The sequence below is a fragment of the Rhizocola hellebori genome, from assembly GCF_016862955.1.
GTDB lineage: Bacteria > Actinomycetota > Actinomycetes > Mycobacteriales > Micromonosporaceae > Rhizocola > Rhizocola hellebori.
The window spans coordinates 1-24,378 of the sequence record NZ_BONY01000044.1 but is presented as its reverse complement, the minus strand read 5'-3'; the positions used below and the strand labels follow the sequence as shown (position 1 = coordinate 24,378).

17 protein-coding genes are annotated in these 24,378 nt (G+C 66.9%); 8 read left to right on the top strand and 9 right to left on the bottom strand.

Going from position 1 to position 24,378, the window contains the following annotated elements; translation table 11 throughout:
- The first annotated feature begins 19 nt into the window (after positions 1–19).
- Together Rhe02_RS30265 and Rhe02_RS30260 are read left to right on the top strand one after the other, a co-directional pair.
- Positions 20–586 carry a TetR/AcrR family transcriptional regulator gene (locus Rhe02_RS30265; protein WP_203911819.1) on the top strand — a complete coding sequence of 189 codons (567 nt, stop codon included), beginning with the start codon at positions 20–22 and terminating at the stop codon, positions 584–586.
- 80 nt (positions 587–666) lie between these two features.
- On the top strand, positions 667–2,277 hold the full coding sequence (locus tag Rhe02_RS30260) for an MFS transporter (RefSeq protein ID WP_203911818.1): 1,611 nt from the start codon (positions 667–669) through the stop codon (positions 2,275–2,277).
- An 8-nt stretch (positions 2,278–2,285) separates the two neighbouring features.
- On the opposite strand, the gene Rhe02_RS30255 is transcribed toward Rhe02_RS30260, so the two are convergent.
- Genes Rhe02_RS30255 through Rhe02_RS30235 form a run of 5 tightly spaced genes read right to left on the bottom strand, consistent with a single transcriptional unit; the run spans position 2,286 to position 11,055 of the window.
- A complete protein-coding gene (locus tag Rhe02_RS30255) occupies positions 2,286–3,119 on the bottom strand; it encodes an ABC transporter ATP-binding protein (RefSeq protein WP_203911817.1) in 834 nt (277 codons plus the stop codon).
- Positions 3,116–6,079 (bottom strand): FtsX-like permease family protein, encoded by a 2,964-nt coding sequence (locus tag Rhe02_RS30250; RefSeq protein ID WP_203911816.1) that lies wholly within the window; start codon positions 6,077–6,079, stop codon positions 3,116–3,118. Before Rhe02_RS30250 ends, Rhe02_RS30255 begins: the two co-directional genes overlap by 4 nt.
- On the bottom strand, positions 6,076–9,027 hold the full coding sequence (locus Rhe02_RS30245) for an ABC transporter permease family protein (protein ID WP_203911815.1): 2,952 nt from the start codon (positions 9,025–9,027) through the stop codon (positions 6,076–6,078). The genes Rhe02_RS30250 and Rhe02_RS30245 overlap by 4 nt, the downstream gene beginning before the upstream one ends.
- Positions 9,028–9,075: 48 nt before the next feature.
- Positions 9,076–9,738, bottom strand: coding sequence for an ABC transporter ATP-binding protein (locus Rhe02_RS30240; protein WP_203911814.1), 663 nt, complete (start codon positions 9,736–9,738; stop codon positions 9,076–9,078).
- A 48-nt stretch (positions 9,739–9,786) separates the two neighbouring features.
- Entirely contained in the window at positions 9,787–11,055 is a 1,269-nt protein-coding gene (locus Rhe02_RS30235; RefSeq protein ID WP_203911813.1) for an FAD-binding oxidoreductase, read from the bottom strand.
- A gap of 81 nt (positions 11,056–11,136) precedes the next feature.
- Between Rhe02_RS30235 and Rhe02_RS30230 the strand changes: the two genes are divergently transcribed.
- The gene (locus Rhe02_RS30230; protein WP_203911812.1) at positions 11,137–11,502 is read left to right on the top strand and encodes an STAS domain-containing protein; all 366 of its coding nucleotides are present in this window, start codon (positions 11,137–11,139) and stop codon (positions 11,500–11,502) included.
- On the opposite strand, the gene Rhe02_RS30225 is transcribed toward Rhe02_RS30230, so the two are convergent.
- Positions 11,413–12,381 carry a sigma-70 family RNA polymerase sigma factor gene (locus Rhe02_RS30225; protein WP_203911811.1) on the bottom strand — a complete coding sequence of 323 codons (969 nt, stop codon included), beginning with the start codon at positions 12,379–12,381 and terminating at the stop codon, positions 11,413–11,415. The genes Rhe02_RS30230 and Rhe02_RS30225 overlap by 90 nt on opposite strands.
- Before the next feature lie 138 nt (positions 12,382–12,519).
- Here Rhe02_RS30225 and Rhe02_RS30220 point away from each other — a divergent pair, with 138 nt between their 5' ends.
- The 5 genes from Rhe02_RS30220 to Rhe02_RS30200 all read left to right on the top strand — a co-directional run bounded on the left by Rhe02_RS30220 (position 12,520) and on the right by Rhe02_RS30200 (position 16,389).
- Positions 12,520–13,377 carry a hypothetical protein gene (locus tag Rhe02_RS30220; RefSeq protein WP_203911810.1) on the top strand — a complete coding sequence of 286 codons (858 nt, stop codon included), beginning with the start codon at positions 12,520–12,522 and terminating at the stop codon, positions 13,375–13,377.
- Between the two features lie 79 nt (positions 13,378–13,456).
- Positions 13,457–14,287 carry an SMP-30/gluconolactonase/LRE family protein gene (locus Rhe02_RS30215; protein WP_203911809.1) on the top strand — a complete coding sequence of 277 codons (831 nt, stop codon included), beginning with the start codon at positions 13,457–13,459 and terminating at the stop codon, positions 14,285–14,287.
- 23 nt (positions 14,288–14,310) lie between these two features.
- Positions 14,311–15,225: an ABC transporter ATP-binding protein gene (locus tag Rhe02_RS30210; RefSeq protein WP_203911808.1), complete on the top strand. Its 915-nt coding sequence runs from the start codon at positions 14,311–14,313 to the stop codon at positions 15,223–15,225.
- Entirely contained in the window at positions 15,222–16,109 is an 888-nt protein-coding gene (locus Rhe02_RS30205; RefSeq protein ID WP_203911807.1) for an ABC transporter permease subunit, read from the top strand. The genes Rhe02_RS30210 and Rhe02_RS30205 overlap by 4 nt, the downstream gene beginning before the upstream one ends.
- Before the next feature lie 79 nt (positions 16,110–16,188).
- The gene (locus Rhe02_RS30200; protein ID WP_203911806.1) at positions 16,189–16,389 is read left to right on the top strand and encodes a hypothetical protein; all 201 of its coding nucleotides are present in this window, start codon (positions 16,189–16,191) and stop codon (positions 16,387–16,389) included.
- 3 nt (positions 16,390–16,392) lie between these two features.
- On the opposite strand, the gene Rhe02_RS30195 is transcribed toward Rhe02_RS30200, so the two are convergent.
- From Rhe02_RS30195 to Rhe02_RS30185, 3 genes are all read right to left on the bottom strand, one after another.
- Positions 16,393–20,037, bottom strand: coding sequence for a glycoside hydrolase family 48 protein (locus tag Rhe02_RS30195; RefSeq protein ID WP_203911805.1), 3,645 nt, complete (start codon positions 20,035–20,037; stop codon positions 16,393–16,395).
- Between the two features lie 160 nt (positions 20,038–20,197).
- Positions 20,198–20,695, bottom strand: coding sequence for a hypothetical protein (locus tag Rhe02_RS30190; RefSeq protein ID WP_203911804.1), 498 nt, complete (start codon positions 20,693–20,695; stop codon positions 20,198–20,200).
- Positions 20,696–20,821: 126 nt separating this feature from the next.
- Positions 20,822–23,725, bottom strand: a complete 2,904-nt coding sequence (locus Rhe02_RS30185; protein ID WP_373320728.1) for a glycoside hydrolase family 9 protein — start codon at positions 23,723–23,725, stop codon at positions 20,822–20,824.
- Between the last annotated feature and the right edge of the window lie 653 nt (positions 23,726–24,378).

Below are 24,378 nucleotides of genomic sequence, written 5' to 3'. Positions count from 1 at the left end.
ATAGTCAAGGAGTAGTGACGTGCGTGACGATTCTCGTCGCTCGATGGTTCGGGCGGCAGCGCTGCTGTTTCAAGAACGCGGTTATGCCGCCACGTCCTTTCAGGACGTCATCGCCCGCAGCGGGGCTCCGCGCGGCTCCATTTACCACCATTTTCCCGGTGGCAAGGAGGAGCTGGCGATCGAGGCCCTGCGGTGGTACTCGGAGCGCACCACGGCGTTGATGCGCCAGAAGACCCAGGAGGGCACCGCGATCGAGGCGGTCGCCGGGTTCCTGGCGGTCAGCCGGGAAGCCTTGCGCAAGAGCGACTTTCGGGCCGGTTGCCCGGTGGCGGGGGTCGCACTCGACCTGGCCGGCGGCGACGACGCGCTTCACGCCGCGGTGGCCGCCGCGTTTGAGGACTGGCGTCGGGTGCTGGCCGCCGCCTTCGAGCGCGATGGGGCGACACCTGCCAAAGCGCGGCGGTTGGCGGCGTTTGTCTATGCCGCTCTGGAAGGGGCGCTGATGCTCGCTCGGGCCCAGCGGGATCTGAGGCCAATGGACGATGTGGCCGCCGAGCTGCTCGATCACTTGGAAAGCAAGTCCTAGCCGAAGTATGACTGTGCCGGGGCCGCCGCTGGCGCATAGGATCAAATCAATCGAGCTATCGGCTGGGAGTGGAGGCGGGAATGCTGCGCGGCCGCCACGTCCGGACAGGAGGCAAACCCGCCCTGGTCTGGCTGATGGTGGCGATGACCGTCAACAGCATCGGCTCCAAAATCTCCCTTTTGGCCATTCCCTGGCTGGTGCTGGTCACCACCGGAAGCCCGGTGAAGATGGGCTTGGTCGGTCTGGCTCAGACGCTGCCATACGTGATCGTCGGGGTTCTCGGCTCGCCGCTCGTCGGGCGTTACGGCGTCCGGAAAATGGTTATTCACAATGACACCGCCAGTGCGGTCCTGGTCGCCCTGATAGCCATGTTCGCGCAGTTTGACTTCACGTTGTTGCTCGTGCTTTCGGCTTTGGTGGGTTCGGTTCAGGGCGTCGGCGACAAAGCCAAACGCATGCTGGTGCAACCGATCGTGGAGGGCGCGGGTGCGTCGCTGCCCCGGATGGTGGCCGTATTCACCGGAAGCGAACGGGCCAACACCGTGGTCGGCGCGGCCATTGGCGGCCTGGTCATAGCCTGGATCGGGCCGACCGGAGCAATTTGGATCAACGCGATCTCGTACGCCTTGAGTGCCTTGATGATCGTGGCGTTCGTGCGGATGCCGCGCAGCGTGGAGGAGGCCGACGCCAAACCCGCGCCGGAGCCGTATACGCGCGCGCTCGCTCGGGGGTTCAGCTTCCTGCGCGAGGACAAGCTGCTTTCCCGCATCGTCGGCATGATGTTCATGACGAACATGTTCAATCAGGCCAGCGGTGCGGTGCTGGTTCCGCTGTGGGTCATGCATCAGTTCAACTCGCCGGTGGCGCTCGGCTGGGTCGCCAGTTCGCTTGCGCTGGGCGCAGTTCTGGGCAATGTGGCATTCATCGGCCTTATCAAGCGCCTTCCGCGGTACCTGACCTTCGTGCTCGGCTACGTGCTCGGCGGCTCACCACGATTCCTGGTGCTGGGGCTCACCGATGACATAAGAGTGGTGCTGGCGGTGACCTTCCTGGCCGGTGTGGCGGGTTCGGTCATCAATCCCGTCTACGGCGCGCTGCTCTTCGAGCGGGTTCCACGCGCTATGCAACCGCGCGTCTTCGGCCTCACCGGCGCGATGACCTTCGGCGGCATTCCGCTCGGTGGCCTGGTGGGCGCGTGGCTCGTGCAGGGCTTCGGGTTGGACTGGAGCCTGATCCTGGCGGGTCTCGGGTTCCTGACGATCACCATGTCGCCGATTATCGGGTACCGGGTGTGGAAGCAGATGGATGCGCCACCGCTCGACCCGGCCCGGCCAGACCAGAGGCACGCGCCGCCGCCGTTGCCGGACTGGATCGAATCGCTTGGCCTGCTGGCCCAACGCAAACTGCCGCTCGCGGTCACCGGGGTGCTGCAGGCGCCCATCGTGGTGACACTGTCCTATTGGGACGGTGTCTGGACGGTGGAGGCCTATCAGGGCAGACACCGGGTGGCAGAACCGGCCCCCATCAGCGCGGCCAAGGTGCTGCAAACGGTGAAAGTGCTTGATCTGCCAGAGATCTACGAGTCGGTGGAGCTGATACACAACGCCGACACGGCCGCCATCGAGAGCCGAATCAAACGGCTTCGCGATGAGCTCGCCATCCACGACCGCATCTACCGCGGCTACCCCTGACCCGGCAGCTAGTCTTCGCGGTCGGCGACCAGCATCACCTTGCCGTTGAGGTGTTCCACGGCAAGCAGGGTGCCGGGCGGATAGCTGTCGAGCAGCTCCGGTGGGAGCTGAACGGTGCCATCGCCCGCGATGACGGCGAATTCGCGGCCGTTGCGCCCTTCCGCACCGACCCGGCCGTCTCGGATCGTCACCACCCGGCCGAGCTTGGCGCCCACCTCGGGGTCGTGGGTGACCGCGACGACGGTGGTGCCCCGTTCGGCGTTGATGGCGGCCAGCGCGGCGAGCACCTCGTCGCGGGCCGCCCGGTCGAGCTGGCTGGTTGGCTCGTCGACGAGCAGCAACCCGGGTGAGGCGGCCATGGCGACCGCGAGCGCGGCCCGCTGGGCCGCACCCGGCGCCAGGTCTTCGACCCGCTGGTGCCCGGCACCGGTGAGGCCGAGCAGGGCGAGGATGCGCTCGGGGGACTCCACGTCACCGGGGCGCACCTTCGCGGCCCGCCGCTGGGCCAGCCAGATGTTGCTGCGCACTGTCGCATAGGGCAGCAGGTTGCGGCGCGCCCCCTGCAACACGACCCCGAGCTCGGTTCCGCGCAGGCGGGCCATTTCGCCGTCGCTGACCCGGCTGATGTCCACCGTGCCGATGCGCACCTGTCCCGCGCTGGCGCGCATCAGCCCGGCCAGCAGGCCGATGAGAGTGGACTTGCCCGAGCCGGACGGCCCGACCAGAGCCACCATCTCTCCGGCGGCGATGTCGAGGTCGACACCCGCCAGAGCGACCACATCATTGCCGTCGACGCGATAGATGTGCACCACTCGGCGGCAGACCACTGCGAGTCCTGTCATTGGACTGTCCCCTCCCCTTCACGCCTGGCCACCCGGGCCGCAACCCAACAGGTACCCAGAAGAAACACAAACGCGGCCAGATAGCCGTTGCCCACGGTGGGATCCGGCCATGTCGGCAGCGGGATCGCGGCGACCGCCGTGGTGTAGACCGGCACCACCTCGCGGGCCACCAGCCAGGCCGCCGCGGTCGCGATCGCACCGGCCACCACCGAAATCAGCACCAGAAATGCTCTGCCCAGCACCGCACTGCCACGTGCCGTGCGCCGGGACAACCCGTGGGGGAGAAGGGCGGAGAGGTCCTCGGCCCTTCGCGACCGGTCGAGGATCGCCGCCACGATGAGGCCGGCCGCGGTGAGCAGGATGGCCGCCAGTGCCGCCAGCCGCAGGAAACCCAGGGCGAGCGCCGGTGCCTGGCGGCTGAACAGCTCGAGGCGGTCGGACTCGCGGATGTCCTCCTGGATGGTCAAGCCCGCACTGCCGATGCGCTGCAGGATGTCTTCTGGAGCGTCCGCGGACAGCCACACCTCGGATCGCTGCGCCTCGGCGCGCGGCATGATCGACAGTTCGGCGTACCGGAGATCGAGCATGATCCCGTTGTCGCCCAGGCGCGGCAGCATCGGTGTGGCCAAGGCGCGTTGCACCGAAACGGTGGAGCCGACCGCCGCGAAACCCTCGGGCACATCGCCGGTGGAAAGCAGCGGCATCGGCTCGGGTACGGACCTGACCCAGATCCGCAGATCGACGGCGATCGGCGAATTCGCCTCGATGGTCAGCCCGTTGCCGGCGGCCGACAGGTCACCGGTCGGCTTCCCGGCGGTGTCCTTGCGCTGCACCCAGCCGGTGAGATCGGTGAGCTGGCCGCGGTCGACGACGACCTCGCCGCTCTCGTTGCGGATCTCGCCGACGGTGACGCTGACCTGCTGCCGGCCGAAAGCGGCCAGGCTGACCGCCATACCCGTGAAGCGGCAAGCCTTCTGAGCACAGTCCGGGGTGGTCACCTCGTAGATCGCGGTGCCCGGCTGGATGGCCGAGGTGATCGGGTTGAGCCTTTCGCCGTTGGGTTTGATCATATCCAGCTCGAGGCGGGCGGTGGAGTTGTCGCCAATGTTGTTCAGCGTCAACGGAATGAACAGGCTGTTCCCTCGGACCAGCTTCGTCACGGGCTCTTGCGGGCGCATGGTGGCGGCGGCTTGCGCGGCGGTCGGCTGCCCCGGCCCGGCGGGCCAGTTCGCCACCCGGGCCAGGCGGGTGCTGTCCACCGCGACCACCGGTGGCGCGTCGGGCAACTGCACGGTCGCCGCCGCCATGGCGAAATTCCCCTGCGGGTCAACGGCTTTGACCGCGTCCATCAATCGGGCCGCGGGTACCGGGACGATCGAAAGCACCCGGTAGGCACCGGTCTCCACGTGTGCCCGTTCCTCCCACGCCCGCGCGGCGGTGTCGGTCACCGTGAGCGCGAAGCCGAACAGTCCAAACGCGACGGTCAACAGCGCCACCATGGCCCGTGAGCCGGGACGGCGTGAGACCGAGATGGTCGCCAGGCCCAAGGCCAGCCGGCCACCGCGGATCAGCCTGCGCCCCAAGCGTTCCGCGGGCGCGGCCACCAGGCGGCCGGCGAGCATGCCGATCCCGAGACCGAAGCAGAGCGGCACGAGCAGGGCAAGCCCGCCCGCGCCCGCCGCGGTGGCGGCCTGGAATCCGGCCACCAGCGCGAGCACTCCCGCCACCGCCTCGACGGCACGTGCCGCGTTGCTGTCCCCGCGCCGCACCACCTGGCGCAGCAGGTTGGACACCGGCTCCCGGGTCACCCGCCATTGGGCGATGACCGCGGTGAGCAGGGCACCCACCACCGAAAGCACGGCCAGCGCGACGGCGGGCAGGGTCGGCGTCACCAGCGGCGCCCCCGGCAACAGCCAGGCGGCCAAGGCGGCGGTCACCGCGTAGCCGAACAGGAAACCTGGAATCGCCCCGGCCAGCACCGGCACCATCGTCTCGGCGTTCGGCAGCCACCAGCGCAACCGCCCGGGAACCCCGCGCAACGCGGTGACCGCCAGCTCGCCGCGGCGGTGCTGAACGGCGCCGACTATGGCCAGGAACATGACGTACCAGCAGATGGCGATGAGCGGCAGGGTGGCCACGATGAGGCTGGAGAGCAGGGTCTCCTCAGCATCCTCGATGTGATCGATCAGGCTCTCGACCTCGGTGTGCGGCTGGAACTGGGTGGCGCTCAGAATGTCCATCGCGGCTTTGATGTCGGCATCGAGGGTTGACCGATCGCGAAACGCTTCCTCGGTCGCGATGAGGTCGGTGGTCAGCAGCTGCGGGCCGTCCGCGCTGCGCACCGTACGGTCGTTGGTGAAGAACGGCCCGCCTTCGCTGCCCGCAAGCATGAACCGGTCGGCCCAATAGACATCCGTGGGCAGGTAGGTCTGGTAGACGCCGACGACGGTGAGCCTTATCGACTCCTCGCCCCGCCCGCCACCGAACGACGACGCCATGAACTCCACATCGCTGCCGACATCGAAGCCGTGTTCCTTCGAGGTGTCCTCGCGGATGACAATCTCGCGGTCGGCGTTGGCGCAGCGGCCGCGGATCAGGGTCAGGTGCTCACACACGCCGGTCCGTGAGCCGAGCCAGAAGGTCTCCCCGACATCGGGATTCAGCACGCCGTTGGACAGGACACTGGTCACCGTTTCGAAGCCACGGATGTAGGGCTGCTTGATCTTTCCGCTGACGACGTCGACGGCCGCCGGGCCTCTTACCCCGGTCAGCAGGTCACCGGTGATGACCCGTTCGACGGTCGGGGCGGCGTGAACCTCGACGGCGAGGGCGGAGTCGGCCGCGGCGCGCGCGTAGAGCGGCCCGGCCAAGGCCACCGCGACGGCGAAGATGGTCAGCACGAACGTGGTCGCGGCTATCCCCAGCCGGGCCCGCAACATGGCCAGCAACAACGTGATCACTGTCCGGCCTCCGCGGTCAGGCCGGGTGCCGCCACGGCACGGGCCACTCGATGGTCGGCCCACCACGCCGCCGCCATCATGACCAAGGCGGTGGCGAGCAGAGGTGGAGCGACCGAGAACAAGGAGAGGTGTGCTTTGGCGAGCCACCAGGCCACCGCGCAGGCCACCAGCGCCACCGGCAGCGCCGCCACGACGACCCCGAGGTAACCGGCATGCGCCACCCGGCGCACCCGGTGCCAGGACAACCCCTGCTCGCGCAGGGAGACCAGCTCGGCGACGCGGTTACGGCGGTCGGTGTCGGCGAGCACCAGGATCGCCAGCAACGCCAGCGCGACCGCCAGCGCCGCCGCGATGAGCTGAAGGCGCAGCCCTAATCCGTCGCCGCTCAGCCTTCCCCGGGCGGCCCGCTCGGCGACGCTGTCCGCGCGAACGAGCACCAGCCCGGCTGCCTGAAGGCGGTCGATGGCATCGTCCGGTGCGGCCGGACCAAGCCAGACCTGAAGCTCTGCGGCATTGTCGACGCTGTCGGCGATGCGGTCGGTGTACTCGAGGTCGACCAGCACGCCGTCTGCCGGTACCCCGGCAAGGGAATCGAAGGTGCGCACCACGGCGATCGGCCGTTCCACTCCGGTGAACAGCGAATCCGCGCTCATCTCCTGCGTCTCTTCCAGCTCGCGCGGGCCGACCACGGCGACCGGAAGCGGGAGCGGCGCGTCGGCGACCTGGAGCCGGATGTCACGGCTGATCCTGCGGGTGTCGGCGGGCCGATAGCGCAGCGATACGGTGTCGTCCTTCGCCGTGATGGTGACCTCCGAGGCCAGGTCGAAGGACGCTCGCCAGCGGGCAGCGGAGGCCATGGCCGGCCCGGTCAGCAAAACCTTGTCGGGCCCGCTCTGGCGCAAGCCTTTGAGCTGTATCTCGTCGGGTGAGCGTTCGAAACTGAACCAGGCGAGCCGGCAACCCTTGGCACAGGCCGGGACCGGGATCTCGACGGCCTGGTCTCCAGCCTGCGCGGCGATGAGCGCTGTTGCGGTGACGGTGGCGCCGTCCGGGCCGAGCAGCACAGCGGTGACCGGGGTGGGGGCGACGGCTTCGAGCAGTGTCGTTTCGAGCACCAGCCCGGTGCCTTGAACCACTATCGGGGCGTTCACGGGTGGGTGCAGCTGCCGCAGCAGCTGGGCAGTGTCGTAGCCGGAGGCCACGCCCAGCCTTGCCGTGTCGACCGCGATCATCGTGCGGCCGTGACCGAGGCGGGCACGGCTGACCGCCATGGCCCATTTGCCCTCCGGATCGGCTTTATGGGTAGCCGCAAGCAAGGCCGGCCGTGATTCGGCGGCGACGGTGAGCACCTGCTGCGCGCCGAGTTGGGCGACGGCTTGGGCGGTGGCCTCCCGCGCCGTCCTGTCCCATGCGTCGGCGGTGAGGCCGACCAGGGCCACGCAGATCACCACTAGCGCCACCACCTGCGCGGCGCCGGGGCGGCGGGCCAGCTGGATGGCGGCCAGGCCCGACACCAGCCGGCCGCGGCGCAGCCGGGCACCCCCGAGCAGGGTGGCGGTGGGACGAACGAGCCTGGTGGCGAGCAGGCCGAGAGTAACCGCGGCGAGGATCGGCGCGGCCAGGGCCACGCCCGCACTTGTGGTGTTCTGCTCACCGAACAGTGTCTGCCCGATCGCAGCCAAGGCCAGAGCTGCCACCACGAAGTCGAGGATGAGCCCTGTCCGGCGCTGGCGCGGCGGCACGCCACGCAGCGCCTCCAGCAACGGGCCTGAGCGCCGCGATCGCTCGGTGGCCACCACACCGACCATGGCCAGGAACAGCACCACGCCACCGGCGGCCAGCGCCTGCCAGCTCATCGGCAACGGGCCTTCATCGCCAAAAACCGTCAGGGTCAGCGCTCTGACCAGCAGCCAGCCCGCCGCCGCGCCGAACGGCGCTCCGATCAGCAATACGACCAGGGTGGGTCCACGCATCAGGAAGAAGCGATGGCGGCCAAGCGTTCCGCGCAACACGCCGAGGGCGTTCTCCCGCTGGCGGCCACGGGCGAGGTGACCCGCGGCGAGAATGAGGATGGCCAGCGCCAGCAGGAGAAGGGTGACCGCGCCCAGTGGAGCGCTGATCCGCAACCGATCGCGCGCCTGCTGGATGTTGCGCAACAGGAACGGCAGGCCGTCGTTCAGCTCGTAGCCGTTTTCCGCGGCCGCCTTGGTCATGTCGATGCGCAGATCGCCCAGTTGCTCGTAGGGCCAATCGGGGCCGGTGATGACGAGGTCGACGGTGGCGTAAATGCTTTCCACGTCGGCGGTTTCGAAGGTCTGAATGGGGGTAAAGACCGGATTTGCCACCCGCAGCGGCTGCGGGACAAGCTGTGGTCGCCCGGCCCAGAAGCTGTCGCGATCGGTGTTCAGCTCCGGCTCATAGCTGCCGACTACACGCAGAATCAGCGGTTCTGGGCTTCCGGCGAGGTTGTAGCGGAACTCTCCGTCCAATCCAGACAGTCCCAGCCGGCTCAGGGTCGAGGTGCTCACCAGCGCCTCGTTGGCCGCTTCCGGGCACTTTCCGGTCATCCGGACGTGTTCGCAAGCGCCGGGCCGTACCGCCAATGGCGAAGCCGACCACAGCTCCTGCGTGCTGTCCAGGGCGATGCCGCGGTTGAGGATGCCGGTGATCGCCGTCAGCTCCTGCTGCGGTGCGCTTTCACGCACCTCGGTCACCAGCGTCTGCAGCGAATACTCTACCGAGTCGATCACCGGGGTCTGTGAGGTGATGGCGATGCTCCGGTCGACCGGAGCGGCATGGCGGAATTCGCTTTCCACCGCGAAGCGATCGGCGGCCATGGTGTAAAGCGGCACGGCCACCCCCGCGGCGACCGCGACCACGCCAAGCAGAAAGAGAGCCAGCGTTGCGCCACCGCGATAGCGAAGGGCGGCCAGCACCAATCGGAGCATGATGTTCATTCCTCGTCTCTATGGCGCAGATCCGCGACGCCCGAACGCTTAGGCCTTTCCGCGTACCAGCTCGGCGGTGCCGTCGGTCAGGTGGAGCTCCGCATCGCAGACGGCGGCGGCCTCCGGATCGTGCGTGGCCAGCACCACGGCCGCGCCCCGGCGGGCCTCGGCCCGCAACAGATCGAGCACCCGCTGTCGGTTCACCGCGTCAAGCTCGCTGGTCACCTCGTCGGCCAGCACCACTACACCGCGCAGCGCGAGCCCGCGGGCGATGGCGGCGCGTTGCTGCTGCCCGCCGGAAAGCTCCTCGACGAGCTGACCTGCCTGCTCGGCAAGGCCGACCGACTCGAGCGACTCGGCCGTGATCCGCCGGGCGTCGTCGGGTGAGGTGCCGTTGGCCACCAGGATGACGTGGACGTTCTCCCCGGCGGTGAGGATCGGGGCCAGCCCGTTGTGCTGGGGCATCCAGACGATCCGGCGTGCGATGGCATCGTCGCGATCGCGTACCGGCTGACCGTCCATGGTGACGCTTCCCGAACTCGGCCGCAGGCTTCCCGCCATGGCCCGCAACAGGGTGGTCTTCCCCGCGCCCGAACTGCCTGTGACGGCGAGCAATTCGCCTGCTCGCGCTACTACCGAGATGTCACGCAGGACCGCACTGTCCGATGTGTACCCAACCGTGATGTGCTCCACCGCCAGCGTCGCTGACATCGATCCCTCCCGTGCGCGCGCCATCGCGGCGTCGCTTATCGCCGCAATCTAGCTGACATTTCCCGCCGATGACACCCCCGCGGGTACCCCGACCAGGGCTGCAGGGGCAATGTTGTGGTTGATCCGGAAGAAATTGTCCGGGTCGTAGGCGGCTTTCACCTGCTGCAGCCGCCGGAAGTTAACGGGCGTAAAGGCCGTGGCCACCCGCGACGGGTCGGCCAGGAAATTGAGAAAGGTTCCCCCCATTCCATACCGGCGCAGCGTCTGACACATCGACGGCACAGCTGTGTCCGCGATGACGGACAGGCGCGCTTCGGGCCGGGCGGCAGGCCCGTCGCCGCGACCCAGCGCGCCGCCCCAGTGTCGAACCTCCACATTGGACACTTCACCGGTCCGGTGCGCCTGCGTCAAAGCCGCGATGGCCGGGTCGGGCAGATCGCGGAAGAAGTCGAAGTAGCGTGCCGCGGTGCCACCCATCACGGCCTGGGCATAGGTCATCGGGCGCAGCTCGTCGGTGAGGGCCGGGCCGGCCGCGGCCCAGAGCGGGGCCAGGTGACGGCGTGCTGACGAGGCATCGCCGGCGTACATCGCTTTGACAGTGAGCACCTTCTGGGAGTCGGGCAGCGTGCGCAGCACCACGGCGGTGCTCAGCTCGTCGGGCGCGGTGGACAGCCAATCCCGGTACACAGAAAGGAAATCGCAAGCCCCGCCGATGGCGAAAGAGGCCATTCCGGCGTAGACCCGAGCTACCGGGTGCAATTGGAACTCCAGTGCGGTGACCACGCCGAAATTTCCGCCGCCGCCGCGCAACGCCCAGAACAGCTCCGGGTGCCGGCTCGGGCTGGCCACCACCAGCTCACCATCGGCGGTGACCACCTTGGCGCGCAGCACGCTGTCGGCCGCGAAGCCGAACTTGCGGCCCAGCCAGCCCAGCCCGCCGCCGAGTGTGTAGCCGGTGACGCCCACGGTCGGCGACGAGCCGGAAAGCGGGGCCAGGCCAAACGGTGCCGCCGCCGCGAGGACATCGGCCCACCGGGCACCCGGACCGACCCGGGCCACCCGCCGATCGGGATCCACCAGAACATGGGCCATCGCGGTGGTCTTCAGCAACATCGCGCCATCGGCCGGGACGTGAGTGCCATGGCCGGTGGCCTGGACCGCGAAAGGCAGCTCAAGGCGCCGGGCGGCCAGCACCGCCGATTGGACGTCACCGGCGTTGAACGCCTCCACCACCATCGCCGGACGCGGGTCCACCGACGGTGAGAGCGGCTTGCGGTGCAGGTCATATCCGGGCTCACCGGGCAGGATCAGATTCATGCCCGGTAAGACCAAACGGGCCCGCGAAACTCATCGCCTCGGGCAGCGATGAGTTTGGGCCCCGGCGCGAGTCCTATCTGGGTGACCACCGAAGTGATCTGGCTGCTAGGCCCGCCGTTGCGCCGCGGCGACATTCCACAGCTGTGCGACCAGCTGGGCATGCTGATCACCTACACCGGAGCACTCGTGGTGATCTGCGATGTGGGTGATTTCGCCGAGCCCGACATGGTGGTCGTCGATGCGCTCGCGCGGCTTCAGTTCACCGCCCGTCGCAACGGCGCGCAGATCCACCTGGCCAGGGCGAGCCCCCGGCTGCGGGGCCTGCTGGCCCTGGCCGGACTCGGCGGCACCGTGCCGCTAGCCGGTGACCTGCGCCGGGAGACCGAAGAGCGGGAAGATAGCGTCGGTGTCGAGGAAGTTGTTGACCCCGGCGATCTTTCCGTCTGAAATCTCCAGGACGATCAGCGCCCAAGGCAGCCAAAGACCACTGGTCTCAGTCGGCCTGTACTGGCCGAAAGCGGGCAGGCCGTTGGCGACGGTGGGGATGAGCTTGGACCCGCGACAGCCACAGCCGGTGCCCAGCATCCAGGCTCGAATCTCGGAGATGCCCTGCAGCCACAGGCTCAGCGGCGGCATCGACAGCCTTGCATCCTCGTGCAGCAGCGAAGCCAGCGAATCCATGTCATAGCGCTCGAACGCGTCGACATAGCGCGCGAGTAGGGCAAGCTGGTCGGAGTCGAGCGGCTGAAGCGTCGCACTCGTATCCACCGCCGTCAACGTGGCACGAGCCCGCTGCAGGGCGCTGTTGACCGATGCCACGGTGGTGTCCAGCAGCTCAGCCACCTCCGCGGCGGACCAGGCGAGCACCTCGCGCAGGATCAGCACGGCCCGCTGCTTGGGGGGCAGGTGTTGCAGCGCGGCCACGAAAGCCAGGCGGATCGTCTCCCGCGCCACGGCGACATCGGCCGGATCTCCCTCGGGCAGCACCCGGCTGTCCGGCACCGGCACAATCCAGGTGCTTTCCGGCAGCGGATCCGAGGGCATGGCCGTGGCCGGCGAAGACGGGCCGAGCTCCATCGGGCGGGCGCGGCGCTGGCTGCTGCCGAGCATGGTGAGACAAACGTTGGTGGCGATGCGATAGAGCCACGATCTGAGGGCCGACCGGCCTTCGAACCCGCTGAAACCGCGCCAGGCCCGGATCATCGTCTCCTGCACGGCATCTTCGGCTTCAAAGGCGGAACCCAGCATGCGATAGCAGTAGCCGGTCAGTTCCACCCGAAACGGTTCGAGCAGATGCTCCACATCGGAGGTGAGGACATCACTCATGTCCCAAACCTACACGATCACCGGAAAGTCGTAATGGCGACTGCCTGGCAGCCAATCAACGGATTGTGCGGCAGGTCACGGAGGGTGTTTCCTTGGCTCGTATATCCGCCAATGTCAATCGCGACAAGGATAAATTCAGTGGATCTGTTGGTGTATGCGGTAGCCGTGCTGCTGCTTGGCTCTGTAGTGCTCTTCGTAAAGGTGGCGCTGTTCAACCGCCGCCCGCAAAAGACGGGATTGCTGTTCGCGCTGCTTTCTTTGCCGCTGTACGCGATCTACTACGCCGATCATTGGCCCTGGGGCGACCTTCCCCTCCTGCGCCAGTCCATCGAGTGGCTCAAGAACTTCGAGGGCGCTGATACCGCCTTCAAGTCCGATCCCGCTCCCGCCTTCCTGGTCGCCGGGATCCTGCTCGTGCACATGACCGTGGTGCAGCGCGTCGCCGCGGGCAAGCGGCTGGAACGGATTCAGGATCCGATCGCCAACTTCTTCGGCAGCACCATGCTGGCCAGCCTCGCCGGCGGCATCGTCGTGTCCACCTTCCACCTCGGCTGGGTTGGCGCGCTTGTCGTGGGCGTCGCCTACACCCTGGTCTACCTCGGTGTGCTGGCACTCCTTGCCGCCATCGTCGAGGTCCTGGTGGAGCTGGCCAAGCTGATGCTGGTGTGGCTCAAGCGCTGGGCCTTCCTGGTCGCCACCTGGATCACCCGGGTCAGCAGCTTTGTCTCCTCGCTGGCCGGCCGTCTCGGGCTCACCTCGCTTGCCGATCGGATCCGCGCCGAGCGCGGCGAGCAGGAGCAGGTCTTCCTCACCGAGCAGGATCGCCAGGACAAGGAGCTGTACGAGGCGTTCCTGCGTGACCGGGCCAAGCAAAGGCGCATGTCCGGCCGTACAGAGCAGCAGGTTCAGGACGAGATCGCCGAGCTCACCGCACCTGAGGCGGAGCCGGCGCCTTCCCCGGCCGTCACTGCGGCATTGCCTTCCACGCCCGCCTGACCTGCCGTCCGCGCGCTCCGATCTGGACAGTGACCGATGGGGCTGCGCCGATTCGCACCACACGCTAGCGTGCGGTTTCATGACCTTCGAGGAGTACGTTCTGCCCGGCGATCGGGTCCTGCCAGAGGGAATCGTGGTGGGGCCCGATCGCCAGTTCTATTCCGGCAGCAGCGCCGACGGCACAGTCTTCCGCGGCCACCTGGATAGGCCCGTCACCGAGGCCTGGCTGGGGCCGGGTCTGGACGGCCGGATCTCGGCGCTGGGCATGGCTATTCGCGATGGTCGGCTGGTGGTCTGCGGCGGGCGGGCCGGGCGTCTGTTCGTCTACGACCTGTCCAGCGGCGAGCTTCTCGACTCCAAGGCCGTAGACGGATTCCTCAACGATGTGTGCTTCCTCGGTGACTCCTGCTATGTCACTGATTCCTCCCGGCCGGTGCTTTGGCGCTATGACTTCGGCGGCGACCTCATTGAGGTGGGCTTGCCGGCCGCGACCGAGGATGCCTACCTCAACGGCGTCGTGGTGACACCGAGCGGCGAGGCATTACTCGTTGCGGCGCAAGGAACTGAGACGCTTTGGCGACTTGAGCCCGACTCCGGCAAGGCGGAGCTGGTGGCGCAGGACTATTGCGCTGACGGCCTGCTGCTCATCGGCGACACGCTTTACGGCGCGTGCAACCGCGGGGAAACCATGGAGGACGCGGTCTTCTTCCTTGCGGCGCTACGCATCTGCGACGACGGGCGGAGCACGATGCCGCTGGGCACCTACGTGGAGGACAGGTTCAGCACTCCAACAACATTGGACACCGACGGCGAGCGGTTGCTCATAGTGAACTCGCAGTTTGCCAAGCGTGACGCTGCAGCGCCTCCGTTCCAGGTCATCGCGGTTCCCTTGCCGCTGATTTGGCAGTGACACGCTGCGGTAGCGTGCCCTGCATGACCCTCACGGAAGACGGGCAGATCGTCGTCTCCGGCTTGACCAAGCATTATGGCAAGGTCAAGGCGGTAGACGATCTGTCGTTCGCGGTGCGGTCGGGCCGGGTAACCGGGTTCCTAGGCCCGAACGGCGCCGGAAAGACCACCACACTTCGCATGATCCTCAATCTGGTCACCCCGACCTCTGGGACAGCAACGATCGGCGGGCAGAGATACAGCGACTTTCCCCATCCGGTCCGGCAGGTGGGCGCGATCCTGGAAGCGTCCGCCGCGCACAAGGGCCGCACCGGCCGCAATCATCTGCGCATCATGTGTGCAGCCGCGGGGTTGCCGCTCAGCCGCGCCGACGAGGCACTCGAGCTGGTCGGGCTCACGCCGGCCGCCAAGCGGAAGTTTCGCGGCTACTCGCTGGGCATGCGCCAGCGGCTCGGAATCGCCTCGGCGATGCTGGGCGACCCGAAGGCGCTGATCCTGGACGAGCCAGCTAACGGGCTTGACCCGGAAGGCATCCGCTGGATGCGTGATCTGCTCAGGAAGTTCGCCGGTGAAGGCCGCACGGTGCTGGTCTCCAGTCACCTGCTCTCGGAGATGGAGCTGCTCGCCGACGACATCGTCATCATCGCGAACGGCAAGCTCGTCAAGCAGGGGCCGGTCGAAACCATCGTCAATGGCATCTCCCAGGCCGAGCGGGTGCGGGTGCGCACACCCGACGCGGACAAGCTGGCGCAGGCGCTGGCAGGAAAGGCCACCGTGACGCAGGAGAACGGTGTGCTGCTGGTGACCGGGATAGGTGCGCCCGCGGTTGGCGAGGCGGCGCTGCGGGCCGGGGTCGTCCTGCACGAGCTGGTGGAGGAACGCCCCGACCTGGAGCAGGTCTTCCTCGAGCTCACCGCGGGAAAGGCGGGCATCCGATGAACCTCATCCGCAGCGAGCTCATGAAGATCCGTACAACCAATGTCTGGTGGCTGTTCGGCATCGGCGTGCTGGTCTTCACCGCCCTCTCCGTCACCCTGTGGATCTTCGCGGGCAACCAGTTGATCGACGATGCGAGCAGCAACGCGGTCTTCCAGCCGCCGCCGCCCGAGTTCGAGATGAGCCCGGAGCAGCTCGCGGAGGCCCAGCGGCAGTTCGAGCTGCAACACGACATCAGCCGGGTGCTCTCCGGCGCCGCGGCGCAGATCTACACCTCGGGCCAGTTCTTCGGGCTGCTGTTCGTCTCGCTGCTCGGCGTGATCCTGGTGACCAACGAGTACTACCACCAGACCGCGACCGCTACCTTCCTCACCACCCCGCAGCGCACCAAGGTCATCCTGGCCAAGCTCGGCACCGCTTCGCTCGCGGCGCTCATCTTCTGGGTGGGCACCACCGCGATCAGCGGGATAGCCGGCAGCATCTTCTTTTCCAGCAAGGGATACAGCAGCCAGCTCGGCGAATGGCCGGTGACCCGGGCGGTGCTGATGAATGGCCTTGCCTACGGTCTATGGGGAATCCTGGGCGTAGGCCTGGGAGTGCTTATCCGCAACCAGATCGGGGCCGTCATCACGGTCGCCGCCGGTTATCTGCTAGGCACCTACGTCGTTCAGATCGCGGCGTTTCTCGCCTCGCAACTCTTCAAGTCCGACTGGGTGCAAAAGGCAAGCGTCATCTGGCCCTCCGTGGCCTCCGAGGCGATGGTCTCGACCGAGCCCATCTTCAGCAACCCACCACCCTGGTGGGTCGGCGCCCTGATCCTCATCGGCTGGGGTCTCGTGCTGGGGCTGGTGGGCACCCTGATCACCCGAAAGCGTGACATCGCCTAGCCGCGTCACCGATGGCCGGGGTGCTCGTTATTCAGGGCACCCCGGTTTGTGCTTCCAGATTGGGAAGGGGGCACATTCCATGAAACAGGTCACGCCAGGCAACGCCGCCCTCGCCGTAATCCTCATCGGCGCCCTTGCCGCTATCGCGCGCTGGCTCGGCTTCAGCGGCCAGGAAACCTTGACGATCCTGGGCGCTGCGCTGACTCTCGCCGGAATGATCGCGGCCGGCCGGGCGGGACGTCGCCGTACCCATCCGACCGACCGCGACAAATCTAGCTAACCCTTACCCCGTGGGGAAAAGGCTGCCGTAATCCGCGAATGCCATCGCGATATCGGCCTGCGCCCAGAACCGGTGGTACTGGAACGAAGGCGCCGCACCGGTGCCGTTCATGTAAGCCTGCACGGGGCCCCAAGCGGGGTCACTGGCATAGAACGGGCGGATGCTCATGAAGGTGGAGTTCGAGTTGATCTGAGCTCCACTGGGCATGGTGCCGCTGAAGCCGGGCGGAATGAACAGACCCGTTTGCGAGGTCGAGTTCCACACGTCGTCGAAGCGGTTGTAGTCGGTACGGGTTTCCGAAACGACAATGCCCTTGCCGGTCGCGTCATTGGCCTTCAGCAGAATCATCCGGTCGAGCAGGCCCTTGGCGGTGTTCTTCGCTTGCGTGCCAAGGGTTGTCGCGCCAGCCTTCGCTGCGTACCAGCTCAGTGTCCGAGCGTAGGCCGCGGCCACGCCAACGTCGTTGGACGTGTTCGCGATGGCCACGTGCAGGTTCGGGTTGGCGCCAGGAACGGTGCCGCCACTGATCGACGCGGCAGGCGCGCCAGACCATGTCATGTCCGACGGGATGGTGAAGGCCGAGCCCGTACCGAGAGTGGTGTTGGCGATTGCCCAAGGCACCCAGCGGTCGAGGATCGTCTTGGCCTTCGCGTCACCGGTGACGAAGTAGTATTCCGCCACCCGCTCCAGCGACCACGCCTGGAAGCCGAACCACTGGTTCGACGGCGGGTCGTGGAAGACCGGCTGGAAGTCGTAAGACCAGCCGTAGAAGGTCGGAGTACCAGGCGCCGGCGCCGAGTAGGTGCCGTTCACGCTGTTCGTCGCGCCGCCGGCGATGCCGCCTTCGGCCGACTGCAGCCACAGGTACGAGTCGAGCTGACGGCTAAGGCTGGTGGTCCAGTCCGTAGCCGCGGTTGCCGACTGGGGCCTGAGCGAGGTCGGGCCGGCCCCCGAGAGCACCCATGCGGCAAGCGGGTTCTGGTAACCCTGGTGCCAGGAGCTCGAGCCGATCCGCCACGACCACGCGTTGGCGATGTCGCCACCCCATGCGTAGTACCAGGTCAGCATGTAGGAAGAGCTGCTCTTCCCACTACCCGGGGTGCATGAGGTCGAGGTGCAGCCAGGGTTCTTGAAGTACTTGTCGAAGAACGCGTACCGCAAGAAGTCACCCATCTTGGCGGCCTTGGTCAGGCTTGCCGAGATCTGCGACTGGTTGCCCTGTGCCGTAGCCCATTGCAGCGCCCAGTAGGTCGCCTGAACCGCGCGGGCGTCGGCGTCGGGAGCGTTGGTGTAACGCCATTGGTTGCCGCCCGAGCCGGAGATGAACAGCGCCGGGTAGTTGGCAAACCGTGCGGTGTCACAGGACGGGTGGGCCACTGTCTCCCACACCGATTCCTGCGCGCCGCGCTGGTAGGTGTTGATGTAGGTCACGCGCTGCGTGTTGTCACCACATTCGGCGGCGGTGCGGCCGGTGCCGTAGCCGTAGACGTCATCGACGTCCAGCAGCCAGTGCATGCCGTAGATGTTGCGGTTGCCGTAGGTGGTTTGCAGCTCGTTTGCCAGCGGGTCGGAACCCGCGATCACGCCGGTGTTCAGCGTGGCCGGGTAGCCGCTGGGCTGCGCCGCCTCAGGGGCGTAGTCGGCCGGGTCGGCGGGGTTGTAGCTGGTCGATCCGCCCGGCTGGCCTGCGGCCGACGGGATGATGTACTGCTCGGTCAGGTTCCAGGCGTTGTTGAACGGCGTCCAGTTCCCGGTCACCCGGCCGTACTGAGCCTCGAGCCAGATCAGGAAGCTGAACGCCTCCGAGGTGGTCTCGTGGCCGTGGTCGGGCGCTTCGACCATCAGGGTTTCGATTGAGTGGTAAGGAATGCCCTCGGGCGACAGGTAGCCGCTCGCCGGGTTCTTGATCTTGTCGTACTGGGTGGTGAACTCGGTGATGTACGAGTTCTGCGTGGCCTCGTCGTCCACCTCGGTCGCGTTGACCGTGACCGAAGTCAGCCCGGTCGAAGCCACCGTGATGGCGCGGGTGCCGTTGGCGCTGTCCGCGTCCTGGGCCGCGGCCAGAGTCACGCTCTGGTCCATGTTCCAGTTGGCGGTGGTGAAGGTCAGCGACGCTCCACTTGAGACAGTGATGTTGGTGTCGCCGGTGCCGGCCGTCGAGGTGACGGTGACGTTGGCGGTGGGCTGCGCCGCGAGATGCACGGCGTAGACAGCCGTGGAGCCCTCGGGCACGTTCACCGTGGTCGGGGTGACCACAAGTGCTTGCGCCGGGTCGTTGTCGGCCTCGGTCGCGGTGACCGCTACCGAGGTCAAACCGGTGGACGCCACCGTGAAGGTCCTGCTGCCGTTGGCGTTGTCCGCGTCTTCCGCGGCCGCCAGCGTCACGTTCTGGTTGACGTTCCAGTTCGCCGTCGTGAAGGTCAGCGAGCCGCCGGCCGAGACGGTCAGGTTGGTGTCGCCGGTGCCGGCCGTCGTCGTGACGGTGACGTTGGCGGTCGGCTGCGACTGCAGCCGCACAGCGAACGTGTTGGTGCCGCCCTCGGGAACGCTGAGGGAGGTCGGCGTCACGATGATTGATTGACCGGCCGGGTCGTTGTCGGCCTCGGTGGCGGTAACCGTCACCGTGGTCAGACCCGACGATGTCACGCTGAACGTCCGAGTGCCGTTCGTGGTGTCGGCATCCTCGGCCGCGGCCAGGGTGACGTTCTGGATGACACTCCAGTTCGCCGAAGTGAAGGTGAGAGTGCCACCGGCGGAAACGGTCAGGTTGGTGTCACCGGTGCCGGCCGCCGTCGTGGTGACGGTGACGTTGGCGGTCGGCTGTGTCTGCAGCCGCACGCCGAAGGTCGCGGTGGCCCCTTCCGGAACGCTTACCGCTGTCGGTGCCACGACGATCGCCTGGTTCGGGTCGTTGTCGGCCTCGGTGGCGGTGACCGTCACCGATGTCAAACCGGTGGACGCGACCGTTATAGGTCTCGTGCCGTTGGTGGCATCGGCGTCCTCGGCGGCGGAAACCGTGACGTTTTGAGCCACGTTCCAGTTCGCCGAGGTGAAGGTGAGCGTGCCGCCGGCGGTAACGGTGATGTTGGTGTCACCGGTGCCCGCCGTCGAAGTGACGGTCACGTTGCTGGAGGGCTGTGACTGCAGGCGCACCGAGTAGGTCGTCATGCCGCCTTCAGGCACGCTGATCGCGGTCGGATTGACCACAAGCGCCTGTGAGTTCGGGACACCGGTACAGGTGACACCGTTGATGGCGAAGACCGTCGGGTCGACATTGGATCCGCTGTAGGAACCGTTGAAGCCGGCCCCGAGCGAGGCGCCGTTGCCGAGGTTGCCGTTCCACGGCATGTTGGTCACGGTCACGTTCTGACCGGTCTGCGACCAGTTTCCGGACCATCCGCCACCGGGTGGAATCGTCTGGTTACCCGGGAAGGCAAAAGTGAGCGTCCAGCTGGTAAGCGGGTCGCCGAGATTCTGAATGGTGACGTTGGCACCGAAGCCGCTGCCGTTGTCCCATTGCTTCGCGTAAGTCACCTGACAGGCGACGGCTGCTTGCGCCGGGCTGGCGTTGACGGCCAGCCCGGCGACGATCAGGACGCCCACCGCCAACAGGGCAGTTTTACGGGGGCGCCGCATTATGCGGAACACATTGACTCCTCGCGGGATTTCCGGTGCGAGGCAACGCACCGGCCAGGAACGGGTCGCGGCGCCGCATCTGCCCTAGCGGTGCCGTCATCGCGTGCCCTTGCTCCTATCGCGAGTCGTTCTTAGTTTGTCATGGAAACGCTCCCATGACAACGTTCGTCGATCAGCAGCCACCACAGTTGTAGTAGAGGATGTCCCAGTGGTTGCCCTCGTCGGTGTAGAGGTTTCCAGCGCCGGAGCGGTACTGGTAGCCCCAGCCGGAGATGTATCCGACATAGGTGAAGTTGTTCTTGATGTAGTTGCCGACACACGTGTACTTGCTGATGTCTAGCTTGTAACCATTCCAGTGACTGTAGGTGCCGCTGCCGTGCCCGGTCTCGGTTCCACCGGTGACATTGATGGCGCACCCGCTTGCGCTGCGCAGTGTCCTGATTCCAGAGATGGTGGTTTGCCGGACATTGGTGAACGAGGTGCAGCTCGGGTTATTGCGGTCGCTGCACCCGCCACTCGACGACCAGGAGATTCCCGATGCGCTCAACTGGCTGGTGGCCTGAGCGTGGGTGAGGAAAGTGGCCGCCTGTGCCGGGCCGGCCATCACCGTGACGAGTCCAGCGGTGGCTCCGGCGAGCACGACAAGTCCGCGTTGGACGGTGCGTAGCATGAGTCTCCTCAAGGGGTCGATGGGAGATAAGTTCCATGCCTCGCGAGAACATGTGAAGGATTCCTACCATGACATAGGTCGATGGCGCTACCCCTGGGTAGGGGTAGCGCCTTCCTATTGCGACATTCAGGAAACTGTGCAGGCAGAACCATTGAGAGTGAATGCGGTCGGCTCCGGGTTGGAAGTCGTCCAAGCTCCGGTGAAGCCTATTTGGGTACTAGCGCCAGGCCCCAGGACCCGGTTCCAGTCCAGCGGCACGACCGACACGTTGGCTCCGGTTTGGGTCCAGGTCGCCGACCATCCACTTTGGACTCCCTGGCCGGCGGCCGGGAAGGTGAAGGCCAGCGTCCAGCCGTTGATGGTGGTGGTGCCGGTGTTCTTCACCGTCACCTTGCCGGAGAACGCGCCCGGCCACTGGCTCTCCACCACATAGGCGATGTCACAACTCGCGCCTCCGCCGGTCGGCAGGGTGGTGAAGCTGACCGCAGCCGATGCGGCGGAGACGTTCCCGGCCGCGTCGCGCGCCCGCACCGTGAACGAGTAGGCCGTCGCCGCGGTCAAGCCGGTGGCGTTGAAGGTCGGGCCGGTCGACGTTCCAGCCAGGGTGGTACCCCGGTAGATGTCATATCCCGTGACCGCGACGTTGTCCGTGGACGCCGCCCAGGTCAGCGTTGCCGAGGTCTGGGTGATCGCCGAGGCGGTCGGGGTACCTGGGATGGAAGGGGCGATATTGTCGGCCACCGGCGGCAGGGTCGTCACGTTCACCGCGGCCGAAGCCGGGCCGACGTTGCCCGCCGCATCGCGGGCCCGCACGGTGAAGCTGTAGGCCGTGGACGCGGTCAAACCCGTTGCGGTGAAAGAGGTCGTGGTCGACGAGCCGGCGAGCGTGCTGCCCTGGTAGATGTCGTACCCGGTGACCGCCACGTTGTCGGTGGCCGCCGCCCAGGAGAGGGCGACCGTCGTCGAAGCCGGGGTGGCCGTCGGGGTGCCGGGCGCGGTGGGCGCGATCACGTCACCGCCGCCGGGCGGGTCGCCCCAGACCTTGGTGGCCCCGTCGAACAGCGTCATCTTGGCGTTGCGGCCGAGCGTGGCCAGGTATGACCAGTCGTTGGTGGGATCCCACGTGCCCGAGCTGGCGATGCGGAACTGGATTTCGCGACGCCAGTCCGACTGCCCGGCCGGGGCGATAACCTGACCGGCGCAAGAAACCGTTATGTAGTAGGTGTTTCCGCTCACCTGGGTAGGCCCGGTCGGTGCGGAGCACTGGTTGTAGGCCGTGGTGAGCGTGATCTGGCTCGGGGTCGTGGATCCGTCGAGCGTGAAGTAGTACCGGAAAGAGCCATTGGTCAGAGCACGGGCCGGCCAGGCCGACTTGTTGTAGACCAGCGTCTTCATCTCTGTGAAGTTGGCGCCCGACGCGTTGACATTCGTCTCGATGTACATCTCGTTGTCATCGACGGTCTCGGTGGGCGGGAAGTTGGTCAGCGGGGTGCCGCCGAACTCGCTGTACATGCGCACCAGCGCCGAGGTCAGCCCGGCGTTGTAGTCGGTAGCCACCTCGTTGGCCTGGAAGTTGCTGCGATCGTCGGTGTAGCTGTCGTTGGCCGAGCCCGGCCCGCCCACCAAAGCTCCATAGAGCGTGTGCCGGTTGTTGGTCGGGTTCTGCAGACTGTCGGTCCACGAGCCGTGACCCGTGCGATGGTGTGGGTTGCGCGGCGAGTTGTTGCCAAACCCGATCATGTAGCTGCGGTTGCTCGGGTTGCTGCCCAGAATGTAGTTGATCTGCGAGACCGCAAAGTCGTGGTAGCGCGCCTTCCGGGTCGCATCCGTGATCGCGTCCGAATGGACCATCGCCAGGAACGCGGTGTTGGCCGAGTAGCGCAGCGAACCCCACTGCTGCAACCACGCCTGACCGCCGGGCGAGTAGGTGATGCGCGCCCCGTTCACCCCGACCGTCCAGTAGTCGAGCCACCTGTTCGCGTCGTCGAGATACTGCTGGTTCCCGGTCAGCTTGGCCATCAGCACATAGCTTCCGTAGGACTTGTCGTCCCAGTCGTGGGTCCATTTGTATGACCGGATCGTCGACTGCGGTTCGGTGCTCAGGTTATTGTAGTAGCTGATTGCTTTGTCCAAGTAGGACTGTGTATTGGTGGCGCGGTACAACCAGATCGCGCCCCACACCAGCTCATCGTTGAACCCGCTCCACGACTGGTAGTAGCCCTGGGCGTCGGTGATGCACTCGTGATACTTCTTGCGCACCGTGTCCGCGAACGAATACAACTGCGTCGCGTGCGTCACCAGCGTGTTCGCATAGGTGGCATCGGTGGGCCGGAACACGATCGACGCCGCCGCCATGGCCGCCGCGGTCTCCGCCGCCAGATCCGACCCGCCGCAGGTCGCATTGATCTGGTAGGCCGGCCGGTTCATCTTCATCACCTCAGCCGGACCCCACCACGCATGGTCGAGCCCGCCGTTGCCCACCTGCCCGTAGAGCACATTCGCAGATGGATGGGCCTTGATGAAGTAATCGTTAACGTAGCGCAGGTTGTTCAGCAACGGGGTTAGCTGACCGCTTGCCTGATAGGCGCTTCGGTATTCCACCGCCCCCCACGCGAGCATCGTGGCCGTGCTCGCCATCGGGAACCCAAACTTCACGTGATCACCCGCGTCGAACCAGCCGCCGGTCAGGTCCCGGCCAACATCCGAGCCGTCCGTCATCGCCGAGTTGCCACGCCAGGAAACCCTGTTCCACGCCGGTTTCGGCCCGCTCACCTGGGTCTCGTAGAACCAGATCGACTTCTGCAACGCTTCCGCGTAGTTGTACAGCGGCGCAGCCTGGGCCGGGCTAGCCACCGCCGCGCTTAACGAGCTCGCCGCCAAAGCTGCGGCGAGAAGGAGTCCAAGTTTCCTGGACACTACGATTCTCCTGTCCGAGCAGCCGCGCCCGTTCAGACGGCCGCGGATCGGACAGCGGGGCGGATGTGGACGCATCCGCCCCGCGCCGCCACCGTCTTCCCCAGGCGAGGACATGGGAGCGCTTCCATCGAGCGTTGACACGATTTAACCGCGCTGAAACGGGGTTTGTCTACGCCGCCCCCACCGCGTTGTCCCGCCCCTTTGTCCCGTTCCTTTTCTCTACGCCGCCCCGTCGTGGTCCCTCACCGCAAGCTCCCGCGCGGCACAAAGCTCCGTGCATGGTCCCCCCGGCGGCTCCGCCGCCACCCCCACCCACCCACCCACTCACCCACCCGCGCCCCCTCCAACCCACCGCGCCGTCGCCGCCAATCCCACCCGCCGCCTGCTGCTGCCTGCTGCTGCCCGCCGCTGCTGCCTGCCGCTGCTGCCTGCTGCTGCCCGCCGCTGCTGCCTGCCGCTGCTGCCTGCTGCTGCTGCCTGCTGCCGCTGCCGCCTCTGCCGCTCCCGCTGCCGCCTCTGCCCAGCCTCTGCTGTCGGCCTCTGCCCGCTGCTTCCGTGGCACCTACATCTCTGCGTTGGGATGGTGAGGCAGAGATGTAGGTGCCACGGACCTCCCACCGCCGACACCGCTGCGCGCCGCGCTGCCTCTGCCTACTGTCCTGTCCGGCGGCTGCCAGTGATCTTCGGGTGGGGGAGGGCGCGTTTCAGGGAAGTGGTTGTTGCGCGGCGAGTGGATCGCGCGTTTTCCCTGAAATTGTGATGATCTT